The sequence below is a fragment of the Streptomyces enissocaesilis genome, assembly GCF_039533765.1.
GTDB lineage: Bacteria > Actinomycetota > Actinomycetes > Streptomycetales > Streptomycetaceae > Streptomyces > Streptomyces enissocaesilis.
The window spans coordinates 91985-106905 of the sequence record NZ_BAAAUD010000035.1; the positions used below are offsets into that span (position 1 = coordinate 91985).

Annotated in this window: 12 protein-coding genes and 2 pseudogenes; 8 read left to right on the top strand and 6 right to left on the bottom strand. The window is 71.8% G+C overall.

The features are described from left to right. Positions 1 to 29 precede the first annotated feature (29 nt). Positions 30 to 1127: a M23 family metallopeptidase gene (locus ABD374_RS16955; protein WP_344496013.1), complete on the top strand. Its 1098-nt coding sequence runs from the start codon at positions 30 to 32 to the stop codon at positions 1125 to 1127. Positions 1128 to 1152: 25 nt separating this feature from the next. Here the strand turns inward: ABD374_RS16955 and ABD374_RS16960 are convergent, their stop codons facing one another. Next, positions 1153 to 2019 carry an HAD family hydrolase gene (locus tag ABD374_RS16960; RefSeq protein WP_344496015.1) on the bottom strand — a complete coding sequence of 289 codons (867 nt, stop codon included), beginning with the start codon at positions 2017 to 2019 and terminating at the stop codon, positions 1153 to 1155. 283 nt (positions 2020 to 2302) lie between these two features. Here ABD374_RS16960 and ABD374_RS16965 point away from each other — a divergent pair, with 283 nt between their 5' ends. Continuing rightward, positions 2303 to 3202, top strand: a complete 900-nt coding sequence (locus ABD374_RS16965; RefSeq protein ID WP_344496017.1) for an LLM class flavin-dependent oxidoreductase — start codon at positions 2303 to 2305, stop codon at positions 3200 to 3202. A gap of 141 nt (positions 3203 to 3343) precedes the next feature. Beyond that, entirely contained in the window at positions 3344 to 4042 is a 699-nt protein-coding gene (locus tag ABD374_RS16970) for a maleylpyruvate isomerase N-terminal domain-containing protein (protein WP_344496019.1), read from the top strand. Between the two features lie 20 nt (positions 4043 to 4062). Here ABD374_RS16970 and ABD374_RS16975 read toward each other — a convergent pair whose 3' ends face one another. From ABD374_RS16975 to ABD374_RS16985, 3 genes are all read right to left on the bottom strand, one after another. After that, positions 4063 to 4605 (bottom strand): RNA 2'-phosphotransferase, encoded by a 543-nt coding sequence (locus ABD374_RS16975; RefSeq protein WP_344496021.1) that lies wholly within the window; start codon positions 4603 to 4605, stop codon positions 4063 to 4065. Positions 4606 to 4728: 123 nt separating this feature from the next. After that, the gene (locus ABD374_RS16980) at positions 4729 to 5823 is read right to left on the bottom strand and encodes a MerR family transcriptional regulator (RefSeq protein ID WP_344496023.1); all 1095 of its coding nucleotides are present in this window, start codon (positions 5821 to 5823) and stop codon (positions 4729 to 4731) included. After that, positions 5820 to 7604, bottom strand: a complete 1785-nt coding sequence (locus ABD374_RS16985; protein WP_344496025.1) for an SDR family oxidoreductase — start codon at positions 7602 to 7604, stop codon at positions 5820 to 5822. Before ABD374_RS16985 ends, ABD374_RS16980 begins: the two co-directional genes overlap by 4 nt. Before the next feature lie 273 nt (positions 7605 to 7877). On the opposite strand from ABD374_RS16985, the gene ABD374_RS16990 reads away from it, so the two are divergent. From ABD374_RS16990 to ABD374_RS17010, 5 genes and pseudogenes are all read left to right on the top strand, one after another. Next, positions 7878 to 8969 carry an ABC transporter ATP-binding protein gene (locus ABD374_RS16990; RefSeq protein WP_344496027.1) on the top strand — a complete coding sequence of 364 codons (1092 nt, stop codon included), beginning with the start codon at positions 7878 to 7880 and terminating at the stop codon, positions 8967 to 8969. Continuing rightward, positions 8863 to 9867 (top strand): annotated as a pseudogene (locus tag ABD374_RS16995) (ABC transporter permease); the annotation flags it as partial. The gene ABD374_RS16990 and the pseudogene ABD374_RS16995, both read left to right, overlap by 107 nt. Beyond that, entirely contained in the window at positions 9864 to 10775 is a 912-nt protein-coding gene (locus tag ABD374_RS17000) for an ABC transporter ATP-binding protein (RefSeq protein WP_344496029.1), read from the top strand. The pseudogene ABD374_RS16995 and the gene ABD374_RS17000, both read left to right, overlap by 4 nt. 18 nt (positions 10776 to 10793) lie before the next feature. Next, positions 10794 to 11513, top strand: coding sequence for an ABC transporter permease (locus ABD374_RS17005; protein ID WP_344496140.1), 720 nt, complete (start codon positions 10794 to 10796; stop codon positions 11511 to 11513). Between the two features lie 267 nt (positions 11514 to 11780). Further along, a pseudogene (locus ABD374_RS17010) lies at positions 11781 to 12504 on the top strand (hypothetical protein). A 210-nt stretch (positions 12505 to 12714) separates the two neighbouring features. Here ABD374_RS17010 and ABD374_RS17015 read toward each other — a convergent pair. Next, positions 12715 to 13986, bottom strand: coding sequence for a CynX/NimT family MFS transporter (locus ABD374_RS17015; RefSeq protein WP_344496031.1), 1272 nt, complete (start codon positions 13984 to 13986; stop codon positions 12715 to 12717). Between the two features lie 74 nt (positions 13987 to 14060). Further along, complete coding sequence (locus ABD374_RS17020) at positions 14061 to 14735, bottom strand: FadR/GntR family transcriptional regulator (protein WP_344496142.1); 675 nt, start codon at positions 14733 to 14735, stop codon at positions 14061 to 14063. Between the last annotated feature and the right edge of the window lie 186 nt (positions 14736 to 14921).

The following is a 14921-nucleotide window of genomic DNA, read 5'->3' on the forward strand; positions in this document are numbered from 1 at the left end:
TCGCGGGGTGGCCGGGACACGATCCGTGAATGCACCTCGGACCCTGCCAGCGGCTGCTCGTGCCGGTGCTGTGCGTGCTTCTGTGGTTTCCCGCGCCCGCTGCTGTCGCCGCCGCTCCTCTCACCCGTGCCTCCGCCGTGCCGGGTTCTGCTCCGGCCGGTGACGACTCCCCCTCCGACGGGCCCGCCATCGGCGCCGAGGTGGCGCGGCTGTACGAAGAGGCCGCCCGGGCCGTCGAGGCGTACGAGCGCGGCAGGCGCGAGGCCCGGAGCCAGCGGGCGAAGGCGCTGCGCCTGGAGCGGCTGATCGAGAAGGAGCGGCGCGAGATGGAGGGACTGCGCGGGGACGTGGGCCGGATCGCGCGTGCCCGGTACCGGGCCGGCGGCGGAGGCATCGTGTACGCGGCGAAACTGCTGCTCGCCGACGATCCGCAGGAGGTGGTGGACAGCCACCGGCTCGCCCGGCAGGCCGGGCTGGCCGTGACCCGGACGCTGCACCGGGCCGAGCGGGCCGAGCGCAGGCTCCTCGAGGACGAGCGGCGGGCGACCGCTGCCTGGCGCGATCTCGACGTCCGTACGCTGCGGCTCGCGTCGGTCAAACGGGGCATCGCGGCGAAGCTGGAGGACGCCCGGTGGCAGCTCCAGGGCGAGGCGGACCGCAGTGTCGCGGCGGGGCGCTGCGCCGGCGCCGTACGGCGGGAGGAGGGGGAACCACCCGCCACGCCCACGTGGGTGACCCCCGTGAAGGAGTACGAGCTGTCCGCCGGGTTCGGCGGTACGGGGGCGCGCTGGAGGAGCCGGCACACCGGGCAGGACTTCGCCGTGGACATCGGCACACCGGTGCGGGCCGTCGGCGCGGGACGTGTCGTTTCCGTCTCCTGCGGCGGCGGTTTCGGGATCGAGGTGGTGCTCGGGCACCCGGACGGCTACTACACGCAGTACGCGCACCTGGCCGGGGTCATGGTCGACCAGGGGGAGCGGGTGCGTACCGGACAGTGGATCGGGCAGGCCGGCACCACCGGCAACTCCTCGGGGCCGCACCTGCACTTCGAGGTGCGGCTCACCCCCCACATGGGGTCGGCGATCGCCCCGGGACCGTGGATGCGTGAGCGCGGGGCGGGTTTCTGAGGGCCGGTCCGGGGGCCTCACCCGGCTACAGGCCGGCCAGGATCCGCTCGATGACCACCGCGACACCGTCGTCGTTGTTCGCGACGGTACGGCCGGACGCCGCGGCCACCACGGCCGGATGCGCGTTGCCCATCGCGTACGACGTGCCCGCCCAGGACAGCATCTCCACGTCGTTCGGCATGTCGCCGAAGGCCACGACCTCCGCGGGCGAGATGCCGCGCTCCGCGCAGCACTGGGCCAGGGTGCTGGCCTTGGAGACGCCGTAACCGCTGATCTCCAGGAGGGCGGTCGGGCTGGAGCGGGTGATGGACGCGCGCTCGTCCGCCGTGGCACGGGCCAGGGCGAGGAAGTCGTCGGGGGTCAGCTCGGCGTGGTGGGCGAGCAGTTTGATCACCGGGGCCCCGGAACCGGGGGCCGCCTCGTGGAGGAGCTCCTCGGCCACGGCCACGGTCGCGCCCGGGTCGAGGTGGAACGGCGGGTACTCGGGCTCGTAGTGGATGCCGGTGGAGAGCTCGACCGCGAAGGAGGTGCCGGGGGCGGCGGCCCGCAGCGCGAGCACGACGGCGAGGGCGTCCTCGCGGGCCAGCGGGCGGACCTGGACCAGCTCGCCGCCCGCGTGCAGGTCGACGACGGCGGCGCCGTTGGCGCAGATCGCCAGGCCGTGGCCGTGGACGTGATCGCTGACCACGTCCATCCAGCGGGCCGGGCGGCCGGTGACGAAGAAGACCTCGATGCCGGCCCGCTCGGCGGCGGCGAGCGCGGCGACCGTACGGTCCGACACGGACTTGTCGTCGTGCAGCAGCGTGCCGTCGAGGTCGGTCGCGATCAGCCGCGGGGTGATGGTGCCGGCCGGGGCCGGCCGGGCCTGCTGGGGGTCGGTAGCTGAGGTCACGGATCCATCTTCCCGTATGGGGTGCACGGGCGTGCGAGGGGACGCACATGTGAGAGCCTCCCCACAGAGCCGGCCGGCCGCCGGCCCGCCCCCGTCCGTCGCGCTGCGGGAGGGGGACCCCGCGATCACCCGCCTCCGCGGCCCGTGACCCTGCGCCCCGCGCCTCGCGTTCGCTCCGGCGGGCGCGGCTTCCGCCCTGGTTCCTGGCCCCTGGTCCCTGGTTTCTGGCACGGTTTCCGGAACGGCCCGGCGGTGGCCGGGGCGTGCGGCGTAGGGTCGGGGGATGCGTCTGAGTACCGTGATCCTTCCCATCCACCGTTGGTCAGAGGGCGGGCGTGACGCGTGGCAGCGGGCCGAGCGGCTCGGCTTCCACACCGCGTACACCTATGACCACCTGTCCTGGCGGACCTTCCGCGACGGCCCGTGGTTCGGCGCCGTGCCGACCCTGACCGCCGCGGCCGGCGCGACCTCGCGCATGCGGCTGGGCACCCTCGTCACCTCGCCGAACTTCCGCCACCCCGTGACGCTCGCCAAGGAGCTGATCACGCTGGACGACGTGTCCGGCGGACGCGTCACGCTCGGCATAGGTGCCGGCGGCAGCGGATTCGACGCCACCGCGCTCGGCCAGGAGCCGTGGACCCCGCGCGAGCGCGCCGACCGCTTCGGCGAGTTCGTACCGCTCCTGGACCGGTTGCTCACCGAGCCCGCCGTCACCCACACGGGCAAGCACTACTCCGCCGTCGAGGTCCGCAACATCCCCGGATGCGTCCAGGGCCCCAGGCTCCCCTTCGCCGTCGCCGCGACCGGCCCGCGCGGGCTGAAGCTCGCCGCCCGGTACGGCCAGGCCTGGGTGACCACGGGCGACCCGAAGCTCTTCGAGTCCGGTACGCCCGCCCAGTCGGAGGAGGCCGTCCGCGGCCAGATCGCCAAGCTGGGCACCGCCTGTGCCGAGACCGGCCGGGACGCCGGCGAACTCGACAAGATCCTGCTCACCGGCTTCACACCGGAACGAAACGGTCCGCTGAAGTCCCTCGACGCCTTCGTCGACTTCGCGGGCAGGTACTTCGCGCTCGGCTTCACCGAGATCGCGCTCCACGCACCGATCCCCGACGCGGACTTCGCGGCCGACGAGAAAGTCTTCGAACGGATCGCGACGGAGGCACTGTCCCAGCTCAGTTCCTGACCATCCGGCCGAGGCGCGGGCTGAGGCACGGGCCGAGGCACCGGCTGAGACATGGGCCGGGACACGGGTGGAGACATTCCCCGGTGGGAAAGCGCCGGTGTTCCGTGCCGGAGATCATGCGGTGTGCCTAGGCTGGCCCGTATGGACGGGGAGACGGTTCTGGCGGCCCTCGGGGCCGAATCGCAGCGCCTGTACGAGAGGGTCTGCGGGATCCCGGAAAGGGAGTGGGACCGGCCGAGTCCGTGCGGCCCCTGGACCGTGCGCGAGGTGGTCGCCCACCTGACGACCGCCGTCGGCCGGACCGGTGACATGCTGGCCGAGCCCGAGCCCGAGCCGTCCGGTGTCCTGGTGACGGCCGCCGGTTACTACGCGCCGGACGAGCGCTTCTCGCCGCGGAGCAACGACCTGCGGGTCCAGACCGCCCAGGAGTGCGCCGCCGCGTACGCCGACGGCCGGGCCCTCGCCGAGCACTTCGACGCCGTCTGGCGCTCCGTGACCACTGCCTGCGCCAAGGAGCCGCCGGAGCGCCAGGTCCGTACCCGGCACGGCGACCCGATGCTGCTGTCCGACTTCCTCGTCACGCGGGTCGTCGAGGTGTGCGTGCACGGTTTCGACGTCGCGGCGGGGCTCGGTCACCAGCCGTGGCCGACCGGGGAGGCGGCGGACGTGGTGGCGCGGCTGCTGCTGGACGGACGCCCGTACGACCGGCCGGTCACGGTGTCGGGGGCGGGCTGGGGCCGTACGAAGTTTCTGCGCAAGGCGACCGGCCGGCTGCCGATGTCCGCGACCGAACGCACCGCGGCCGAACGCCAGGGGCTGCGCCGGCTGACACTGGGCTGACGCCGGGCCGGGGCCCGGCGTCAGCGCGGAAAGCGCAGGAACTGCGGCGGTACGGACGAGGTGAGCCATACGCCGTTGTCGCTCACCCGGAACACATGGCCGGCGCGGTGCATGGCCCCGGCGTCGACGCTGATGACGACCGGGCGGCCGCGCCGGGCGCCGACGTGTGCGGCGGTCTCGCGGTCGGGCGAGAGGTGGACGTCGTGACGGGTCATGGCGCACAGGCCCTCGGCCCGGATCGCGTCGAGACTGCGGGCCACGGTGCCGTGGTAGAGGTACGCCGGAGGCTCGGCCTCCGGAAGCCTCAGGTCGACCTCCACCGTGTGCCCCTGGCAGGCACGGATCAGGGGGCCCTCGACCGCGAAGCGCTGTTTGTCGTTGACGGCGACGACATGGTCGAGCTCGGCCCGGGTGAAGGGGAAGCCGTGCTCGGCGGCGGCCCGGAGCAGGGCGTCGATCTCCACCCAGCCGTGCTCGTCGAGCACGATCCCGATCCGCCCGGGCCGGTGCCGAAGATGGGCCGAGAGGTACTTCGACACCTTGGTGGTGCGTCTTCCGTCCATCTCACCAGAGTGCACAGCGAGACGAGCATCACGCCACTTCATTGAACAAGCAGGTTTGCTCCACAGGTAAGTCGTGTTTTGCACAAGGGATGTGACGCTTCTGTGGATAACTGACAAGAGAATTCAGGGTGTTTCGCCGACATCGGCCCTCTGTGCACCGTCTGCGGCAAGTGCATCCAATGTCCTGGCCCGCACCTCCCGCTCGGTCGCTGCGGTGATGAATGCCGCCGCGCGGGCGGGACCGACCAGTGCGCGGACAGCGCGCACGGTCTCCTCCGGAAGCGTCACCGTGACGGACTCCGGCTCGGCGGCGGGCGAGGTGGCGGGCGGGGGTGAGGGCGGGGGTGTGGGCGGGGTGGCCGTGCCGAGGTGCTGCTGAAGGCGGCGGGTGGCGAACAACCGCATGGCCCGCGCCAGTTCCGCGTCGACCGTCTGCTGGGCGAGCGGCCGCAGGCGCCGCACCAGCGTCGCCGCGTCCGCCGCGTCCGCGTCCGTGGGCGGGCGGTGGCCGAGACAGCGGGCGAACACGTGCTCGGCGGTGAATTCCAGGAAACGTTCGGCGATGTGCTCCACCTGAACGCGAAGCTCTCTCAGGTGTCCGGAGATCGCAGGCAACGGCACCCCCGCCGCCTGCAACTCGGCCGCCACCGCGAGCTCTTGTGGCGACGGCACCAGGAACTCGTCGTCCCGCCCCGGTACGCGTTCCAGCACTCCCAGCTCCACCGCCTCGTCGATCGCCTTCTCCACCGCCTCGCCCGCCACCGCCTTGCCGACGGCCGCCCCGTCGACCACTTCCCCGTCGACCGCCTCACCGGCCGTCGCGGCCTCGGGCTTCCCGCCGAACCGCTCGGCCAGCTCGGACCGCGAGATCCTGCCCGCCTCCTCGTCCGTCCACGGCCCGCCGACCTCGGTGACGAGCCCGAGCACTCCGCCGAGCCCCTTGCCCGCGTCCCACGCCTCCAGCAGTTCCTTGATGCTCGCCAGGGTGTAGCCGCGTTCGAGAAGGCCGGTGATCTGGCGGAGCCTGGCCAGATGCGTGCCCCCGTACACATTGGACCGGCCGCGCCGTTCCGGTCTGGGCAGCAGCCCGCGGTCCTGGTAGGCGCGGATCGTACGGACCGTGGCACCGCTCAGGTGCGCGAGGTCCTCGATCCGGTACTCCAGGTGCTCCTGGTACTGCCGGCGTTCCGAGCGCTCTTTGTGCCCCTCGGTGCTCACAGCGGCGGATCGATCCGGGCGATCGCGCGCAGGGCCCTCGGCGAGAAGCGCGACAGGAAACGGAGACCGCGGGCCTCGGCCGTCACCGGCACGACCGCTTGATCGCGTACGACGGCCTCCAGCACCGCTTCCGCGACCTTCTCCGGCGGGTAGTTGCGCCGCCCGTACAGCCGCGCGGCCTTCCGCTGCCGGCGCTTCTGCTCCTCCGCCGAGGCTCCGGCGAACCGCGCGGTCGAGGCGATGCCGGTGTTCACGAACCCGGGACAGATCGCGCTGACCCCGATGTCCCGGCCCGCGAACTCGGCCCGCAGGCACTCGCTCAGCATCAGCACCGCCGCCTTCGACGTGCAGTACGCGGGCAGTGTCCTCGACGGCTGGTACGCCGCAGCGGAAGCGGTGTTGACGATGTGGCCGCCCTGGCCGCGCTCGGCCATCTGCCTGCCGAAGAGCCGGCAGCCGTGGATGACACCCCACAGGTTCACGTCGAGGACCTCCTTCCAGTCCTCGGAGGTGGTGTCCAGGAAGGAGCCGGCGAGGCCGATTCCGGCGTTGTTCACCAGGACGTCGACGACGCCGTACTCCGCGGCGACCTTCTCGGCCAGCTTCTCCATCGCCCGCTCGTCGCTGACGTCCACCGTCTCGGCCCACGCCTCGGGGGCGCCGACCAGCCGGGCCGTCTCCGCCGTACGGGCCGCGCCCTCCGCGTCCCGGTCGACGGCCACGATCCGCGCCCCCGCCTCGGCGAACGCGTGGGCGGTGGCCCGCCCGATGCCGCCGGCCGCGCCCGTCACCAGGACGAGTTGCCCGCCGAACCGTTCGGCGTACGGGCCGCTCGCCGGCGCGGACCCGGGCGCCGCCCCCGCCGCGGTCCCCCTGCTCACCGTGTCCTCGTTCGCCGTGACGAACTCGGCGATCCAGGACGCCAGCCGGTCGGGCCGGGTACGCGGCACCCAGTGCTTCGCGGGCAGCGTGCGCCGCACCAGACGCGGCGCCCACCGCTCCAGACCGTCGTACAGCCGCTCGGAGAGGAACATGTCACCGGTCGGTGTGATCAGCTGGACGGGTACGTGGGCGTACGCATCGGCGCGCGGCCGGTGCAGCCGGGCGCGGACGTTGTCCCGGTAGAGCCAGGCGCCGTGCGCCGCGTCCCGGGGCAGTGACGCCGTCGGGTAGTCACCGGCCGCCACCTTCTCCGTCCGCCGGAGGATCCCGGGCCACCGCTTGCCGAGCGGACCGCGCCAGGCCAGCTCCGGCAGGACGGGGGTGTGCAGCATGTACACGTACCAGGACTTGGCGCCCTGCCCGAGCAGCTGGGCCGCCGCGCGCGGGGTCGGCCGCGTCACCCGCTTCCGGATCCAGTGGCCGAAGTGGTCCAGGGACGGGCCGGAGATCGAGGTGAAGGAGGCGACCCTGCCCTCGGTACGCCCGACCGTCACGAACTCCCAGGCCTGCACGGACCCCCAGTCGTGCCCGACCAGGTGCACCGGCCGATCGGGGCTCACCGCGTCCGCGACCGCCAGGAAGTCGTCCGTCAGCTTCTCCAGCGTGAAACCGCCGCGCAGCGGCGCGGGCGCCGTCGACCTGCCGTGCCCTCGCACGTCGTACAGCACCACATGGAAGTGGTCGGCGAGCCGCGCGGCGACCTGCGCCCACACCTCCTTGCTGTCCGGATAGCCGTGCACCAGCACCACGGTCGGCCGCGCCGCGTCGCCCAGTTCGGCGACGCACAGCTCGACCCCGTCCGTGCGCACCCACCGCTCGGTGGCTCCCTCGATACTCACGCCGGCTTCTCCCCCGTCCAGCCCAGTGCCGCACGTGCGGCAGATCGTCGTCGAACCGGAAACCTGACACTGACGAATGTGACCATGCCCGGCGGCGAGGTCAAGGGGCCCGCCGCACCTGTGGAGAACCAAGGCGGAAAGAAGCCTCCGAACCGGCCTCCGAACCGGCCCCCGAACCGGCCTTCCCCTACGGGGCCGTACGCCTCGAGGCGGACACCGATCCAGCCTCCAGGTCTGACGCCTCCTGTGGTGTGCGCCACTACCTTCGAAGACGTGACTGTGATCGCGACCGAAAGCCTGAGCAAGCGGTTCCCGAGGGTGACCGCTCTTGACCGGCTCTCCCTGGACATCGGACCCGGCGTGACCGGTCTGGTGGGCGCCAACGGAGCCGGCAAGTCCACCTTGATCAAGATCCTGCTGGGTCTGTCCCCGGCCACGGAGGGCACGGCCGCCGTGCTCGGCCTCGACGTCGCCACCAGCGGCGGAGCCATCCGCGAGCAGGTCGGCTACATGCCCGAGCACGACGCGCTGCCACCCGACGTCTCGGCCACCGAGTTCGTCGTCCACATGGCACGCATGTCGGGGCTCCCGCCGACCGCCGCCCGTGAGCGCACCGCCGACACCCTGCGCCACGTCGGCCTGTACGAGGAGCGCTACCGACCCATCGGCGGCTACTCGACCGGCATGAAGCAGCGCGTGAAGCTGGCCCAGGCCCTGGTCCACGACCCGAAGCTGGTGCTCCTCGACGAGCCGACCAACGGCCTCGACCCGGTCGGCCGCGACGAGATGCTCGGCCTCATCCGCCGCGTCCACACCGACTTCGGCATCTCGGTGCTGGTGACCTCGCACCTCCTCGGCGAGCTGGAGCGCACCTGCGGCCACGTCGTCGTCATCGACGGCGGCAAGCTGCTCCGCTCCAGCTCCACCAGCGACTTCACGCAGACGACCACCACTCTCGCCGTCGAAGTGACCGACAGCGACACCCACCCGGACGGCACCCGCGCCCTGCGCGAGGCGCTGACCGCCGCGGGAGCGACGCTCCACGCGCGCGGGGAGGACGGTCTGCCGGGCGCGGGCCACATCCTGCTCGTCGAAGCGGCCGGCGAGGAGACGTACGACCTGGTGCGGGACACCGTCGCCGGCCTCGGGGTCGGGCTCGTACGGATGGAACAGCGCCGCCACCGCATCGCGGAGGTCTTCCGCACAGGCGCAGAAACAGACGCAGGAACAAGCACAGACGCAGGAACAAGCACAGACGCAGGAACAAGCACAGGCACAGGCGCTCACGCCGCATCGGACGCCGGGGCCGCCCACGAGCCCTTCGCCGCCGTACAGCAGAAGGGAGGCGGCCGCGATGGCGTCTGACCTCACCGCACCGCCGGGCACCGACCCGACCCGTATCCACAACATCGGCTACCGGTCGTACGACGGACCGCGCCTGGGCCGGGCGTACGCACGCCGTTCGCTCTTCTCGCAGTCCCTGCGCGGCGCGTACGGCCTGGGCCGCAGCGCCAAGTCCAAGGTGCTGCCGATGATCCTCTTCGCGGTGATGTGCCTGGTCGCGGCGATCATCGTCGCGGTCGCCGTCGCCACCCCCGGCATGACGGACCTGCCGCTGGAGTACACGCGGTACGCGATCGTCATGCAGGCCGTCATCGGCCTCTACCTGGCCTCCCAGGCCCCGCAGTCCGTCTCGCGCGACCTGCGCTTCAAAACCGTCCCGCTGTACTTCTCGCGCCCCATCGAGCGCGTCGACTACGTCCTCGCCAAGTACGCCGCGATGGCGTCGGCCCTCTTCATCCTCACGGCGACCCCCCTGGTGATCCTGTACGCCGGTGCGCTGCTCGCCGAATTCGACTTCGCGGACCAGACGAAGGCGTTCGCACAGGGGCTGGTCTCCGTGGCACTGCTCTCCGTCCTCTTCGCCGGCCTCGGCCTGGTGATGGCCGCCCTCACCCCGCGCCGCGGCTTCGGTGTGGCCGCCGTCATCGCCGTACTGACCATCTCGTACGGCGCGGTGTCCACGGTCCAGGTGATCGCCTGGGAGCAGGGTTCCACCGGGGCGGTCGAATGGCTCGGCCTCTTCTCGCCCCTCACGCTGATCGACGGCGTGCAGACCGCCTTCCTCGGCGCCGCTTCCGCCTTCCCCGGAGGGGAAGGCCCCTCGGCCGGCAGTGGCGTGGTCTACCTGCTGGCCGTCCTCGCGCTCGTCCTCGGCTCGTACGCCGTGCTGATGCGCCGCTACCGAAAGGTCGGGCTGTGACCACCATCGACATCGACCACACCTCGCGCTGGTTCGGCAACGTGGTGGCCGTCAACGACGTCACCATGCGCGTCGGCCCGGGTGTGACCGGACTGCTCGGCCCCAACGGCGCCGGCAAGTCCACCCTGATCAACATGATGGGCGGCTTCCTCGCCCCCTCGACCGGCACCGTCACCCTCGACGGGAAGCCGATCTGGCGCAACGAAGCCGTCTACCGGGAGATCGGCATCGTTCCCGAGCGGGAGGCGATGTACGACTTCCTCACGGGACGCGAATTCGTCGTCGCCAACGCCGAGCTGCACGGCCTCGACGCGCGGGCCGCGCAGAAGGCGCTCGCGACCGTCGAGATGGAGTACGCGCAGGACCGCAAGATCGCGACGTACAGCAAGGGCATGCGCCAGCGCGTGAAGATGGCCTCCGCCCTCGTCCACGACCCGTCGGTGCTGCTCCTGGACGAGCCGTTCAACGGCATGGACCCGCGCCAGCGCATGCAGCTGATGGACCTGCTGCGGCGGATGGGCGAGGAGGGCCGTACGGTCCTCTTCTCCTCCCACATCCTGGAGGAGGTCGAGCAGCTGGCCTCGCACATCGAGGTGGTCGTGGCCGGACGCCACGCCGCCTCCGGCGACTTCCGCAGGATCCGCCGCCTGATGACGGACCGCCCGCACCGCTATCTCGTACGGTCCAGCGACGACCGCGTCCTCGCCGCCGCGCTGATCGCGGACCCGTCGACGGCGGGCATCGAAGTGGACCTGGCGGAAGGGGCCCTGCGCATCCAGGCCGTCGACTTCGGCCGGTTCACGGCGCTGCTCCCGCAGGTCGCCCGCGCGCACGGCATCCGGCTGCTGACGGTCTCGCCCTCCGACGAGTCGCTCGAATCGGTCTTCTCCTACCTCGTAGCGGCCTGAAAGGAGCTTGCAGCGATGATCTACGAACCCACAGTCGCCCGGCTCACCTACCGGGCCCTCCTCGGCCGCCGCAGGGCCGCCGTCCTCTTCGTCCTGCCGGCCCTGCTGATCGCCATCGCGGTCGCGGTGCGGCTGCTCACGGGAGCGGACGACCAGATCGCCTCCGACGTCCTGGGCGGCTTCGCGATCGCCACGATGATCCCGCTGATCGGCGTGATCGCGGGCACCGGCGCGATCGGGCCGGAGATCGACGACGGCTCGATCGTCTACCTGCTCGCCAAGCCGGTGAAGCGGCCCACGATCATCTTCACCAAGCTCATCGTCGCGATCGCCGTGACGATGGCCTTCTCCGCGATCCCCACCTTCGTCGCGGGGATGATCCTCAACGGCAACGGCGGCCAGATCGCCATCGCCTACACGGTCGCGGCACTGGTCGCCTCGGTCGCGTACAGCGCGATCTTCCTGCTGCTCGGTACGGTCAGCCGCCACGCCGTGGTCTTCGGCCTCGTCTACGCGCTGGTGTGGGAGACCCTCTTCGGCAGCCTCGTCCCGGGCGCGCGCACGCTCAGCGTCCAGCAGTGGGCGCTGTCCCTGGCCGAACGGATCGGGGCGAACGGCGTGATCACCTCGGACGTCGCCCTGCCGACGGCGGTGGTGCTGCTGGCGGCGGTCACGGTGGCCGCGACCTGGTACGCGGGCCAGAAGCTCCGCACCCTCAAGCTCGCGGGCGAGGAGTAACCGGAACCGCTTCGTCCGTCAACCCCCGCCGCACCGGCGGGGGTTGACGCGTTTCCGCGTGACTGTGCGTTTGCCGGTTCGTTGTTCCCTGTGCGTGGAGGCAACTGGGATCCGAGGCGTCGAGCGTTCGTGAAGCGGGGCATTGCCGGTACCGGAACGGATCCGGGCCGGTCACCAGAGTGAGTAGCCACCTTGAGCGTCCTCCGCCCCTGAAAGCCCGGGGACAGGGCTGTCCGTCGCCGGCTTCCACGAACGGAAACCACGCTCATGCCATCAGAAGTCACCCTGCTCGAATCGCGCACGATGCGCGACGAGCACCTGGGGCGCGTCGACGTCCTCGACAAGGTCGAGGCGCTTGTCATGCTCCCGGACGGGATTCACCTGCGCACAGACGATGTGGCCCGGTACTTCGAGGTATCCACAGAGGTCCTCAAGAAGGTCGTCCAGCGGCATCGGGCCGAACTCAACGAGAACGGGTTGCAAGTACTGCGAGGCGATGACCTGCGAGTCTTCCAGAGGGACATCGTGTCCCTCTGGAACGACGAGCTGGGGACAAGTTATCCACAGGCAGCCACGAATCTCACCCTCCACACCCGCCGGACCGTCCTCAACGTAGCGATGCTTCTTCGCGACAGCGACATCGCCCGTTGCGTCCGTACGTACCTCCTCGACGCCGAGGAGAACGGCCGGCGCGCGGGCCACGCCTCGCTCGACCAGCGCGTCACCAAGGTCGAGACGCACCTCGACACGGTGGGTCGCGCTCCGGGAACTGGGCCCCGTCATCAACGGGATCTCGGTACGGCTCGACCGGCTCGACCGGCGGCTCGACGCCACCAACCAAGTGGTCGGTGCCATGAGCAACCGGCTCTGCGACCTCACCGACCACATGCGCCGCATGGAGGACCGCATCGACCGCCGGCTGGACGACGTCTCCCACCGGTTGAGCGCCCTGGAGCGCGGTCAGCGCAGCAAGCGGGGCAAGCGCCGCTGACCCATCGCCGCCGAGGACCTCAGGCCGGCAGCAGCCACCGCAGTACGGCGGCGCCGCTGTGCCCGGGGTCTCCTCGGCGGCGGTCAGCAGGGTGATGCGGCCCGCCCCCCCCGCGAGCGTACGTACGTCGTCGAGGGCAGTCGTCGGCCGACGGCGGTCCGCATCACCCTGCGCACTCTCACCCCGGGACGGGGCACGAGGACCGGCCTCCTACACCTTCCGGTCGCGCGCCGCGAACAGCCCCACCACCAGGGCCGCCGCGCACACCCCCAGCATCAGGGCGATCGGCAGCGTCCAGTTCCCCGTCGCCTCGTACACCGCGCCGGCCGCCAACGGGCCCACCGCGGCCAGCAGGTAGCCCACCGTCTGCGCCATCCCGGACAGCCGGGCCGCCGTCACCGCGTCCCCCGAACGCAGCACGATCAGCGTCAGCGCCAGACCGACCGCGCCGCCCTGGCCGACGCCGAGCACCGCGGACCAGAGCCAGGCACCCGACACCGGGGCGGCCAGCAGGCCGGTGTAACCGGCCGCGACCATGGTCGTGACCACGACGACCAGCGGGCGCTGACTGCGCATCCGGCCGGCCAGCAACGGTACGCCGAACGCGCCGGCGACCTGGATGAGGTTGTTGAAGGCGAAGACCACACCGGCCGTGGAGCGGCTCATCCCGTGGTCCGTGAAGATCGTCGGCAGCCAGGCGATCAGGACGTACGTCCAGAGCGACTGCAGCCCCATGAAGAGCGTCACCTGCCACGCGAGCGCCGACCGCCACACGCTGCGGGGGCGGGTGCGGCCGCTGCCCGCCGGTACGACCCGTACCTCATGACCCGTACGGCCACGGGCGATCAGTACCTGCGGCAGCCACGCCACGGCGGCGACCACGGCGAGCAGCGACCAGAACGCCAGCGACGCCTCCCAGCTGTCGCCGAACGCCTTCTCCAGCGGCACCGAGGCGGCCGCCGCGACCGTCGCGCCCGCGATCATCGCGCCGGTGTAGACCGACGTCATCGAGGCGGCTCTGCCCGGGAAGTCGCGCTTGATCAGGCCCGGCATCAGGACGTTGAGCAGGGCGATCGCCAGCCCGATCAGCAGACTGCCGCCGTACAGCGCCGGGATGCCGGGCATCACCCGGACCACGATGCCCACGCCCAGCAGCAACAGCGCGCACAGCAGCACCACTTCGGTGCCGAACCGCCGCCCCAGCCACGGCGCCGCCATCGCGCCCACGCCGAGGAAGAGCACCGGCACCGACGTCACCAGGCTGGTCGCCGTCGACGACAGCCCGAACGTCTCGCTGATCTCGCTCACCAGCGGTGACGCACTCGCCAGCGCCGCCCGCATGTTGACGGACGCGAGCACGATCCCGATCAGCAGCACCACCGGACGGGCGAGCAGAGCCCGTCTCGCGGCGGCCCCTTGGGGCGACGGCCGTACGTCGGCCTCGGCGTCCAGGAGGAGCTGATCAGAATCCGGGCGTGACAAAACAAGCACCTTTCACAGAAGGAGGACCCGTACGGGGCCCACAGCGGGGAGGCCCCCCCAGGGGGAGGGCCGGGTCAGCGGGTGATCAGGGCCGTCACCACGTCGATCGGCACCTGGAGGACCGCCCGTGCGGCCCGTTCCGCCGCCGCCGGGTCGCCGCTCTCGATCGCGTCGATCAGCGCCGCGTGCGCGGCCAGGTCGATCGGCGGCATCTCCTGGTCGCCGAGCGAGGCGACCAGCGTCTCGTGCACCTGGGTGGAGAAGAACCGGTAGACCTCGGTGAACGCGGCGTTGTGCGTCGCCTCGACGATGCCGAGGTGGAGGGCGAGGTCGGCGTCGGCGGCTCGGTCGCCCTGTTCGTGCAGCTCGGCGAGGGCGTGGCGCAGCGTCCGCAGATCCGCCTCGTCGCGCCGTACGGCCGCCAGCCTCGCCGCCTCGGCCTCCAGCGCGACCCGCAGCTCCAGTACGTCCAGTACGCCCGCGTGCCGCATGCCGCGCAGTACCGCTGCCGGGTCCGCGGCCGAGCGTACGAAGGTGCCGTTGCCCTGCCGCGATGCGAGGAGCCCGGCGTGCACCAGCACGCGCACCGCCTCGCGCACCGTGTTGCGGCCGACGCCGAGCTGTTCGGCGAGCTCGTGCTCGGTCGGGATCCGGTCGCCGACGGCCCACTCGCCCTCCGCCAGCTGGGCCCGCAACTGTTCCACGACGGTGTCCACCAGGGACTGCCGTCCTGCCGCCCGCAGCGCCATGTCCGCCTCCGATTCGCCGACCGCTCGCTGATCACCGAACAATTCGCCCGGTTGCCCAGTCATCCTATAAGTCCGCATACGGGTGGCGCCGCCCGGCGCTCCCGGGCACAGGGATGACGTACACCTCACGGGGGAAGGGTGGGGCCGGTGACGTACCGACCCGGCCCACACTCGCCATGCGCCACT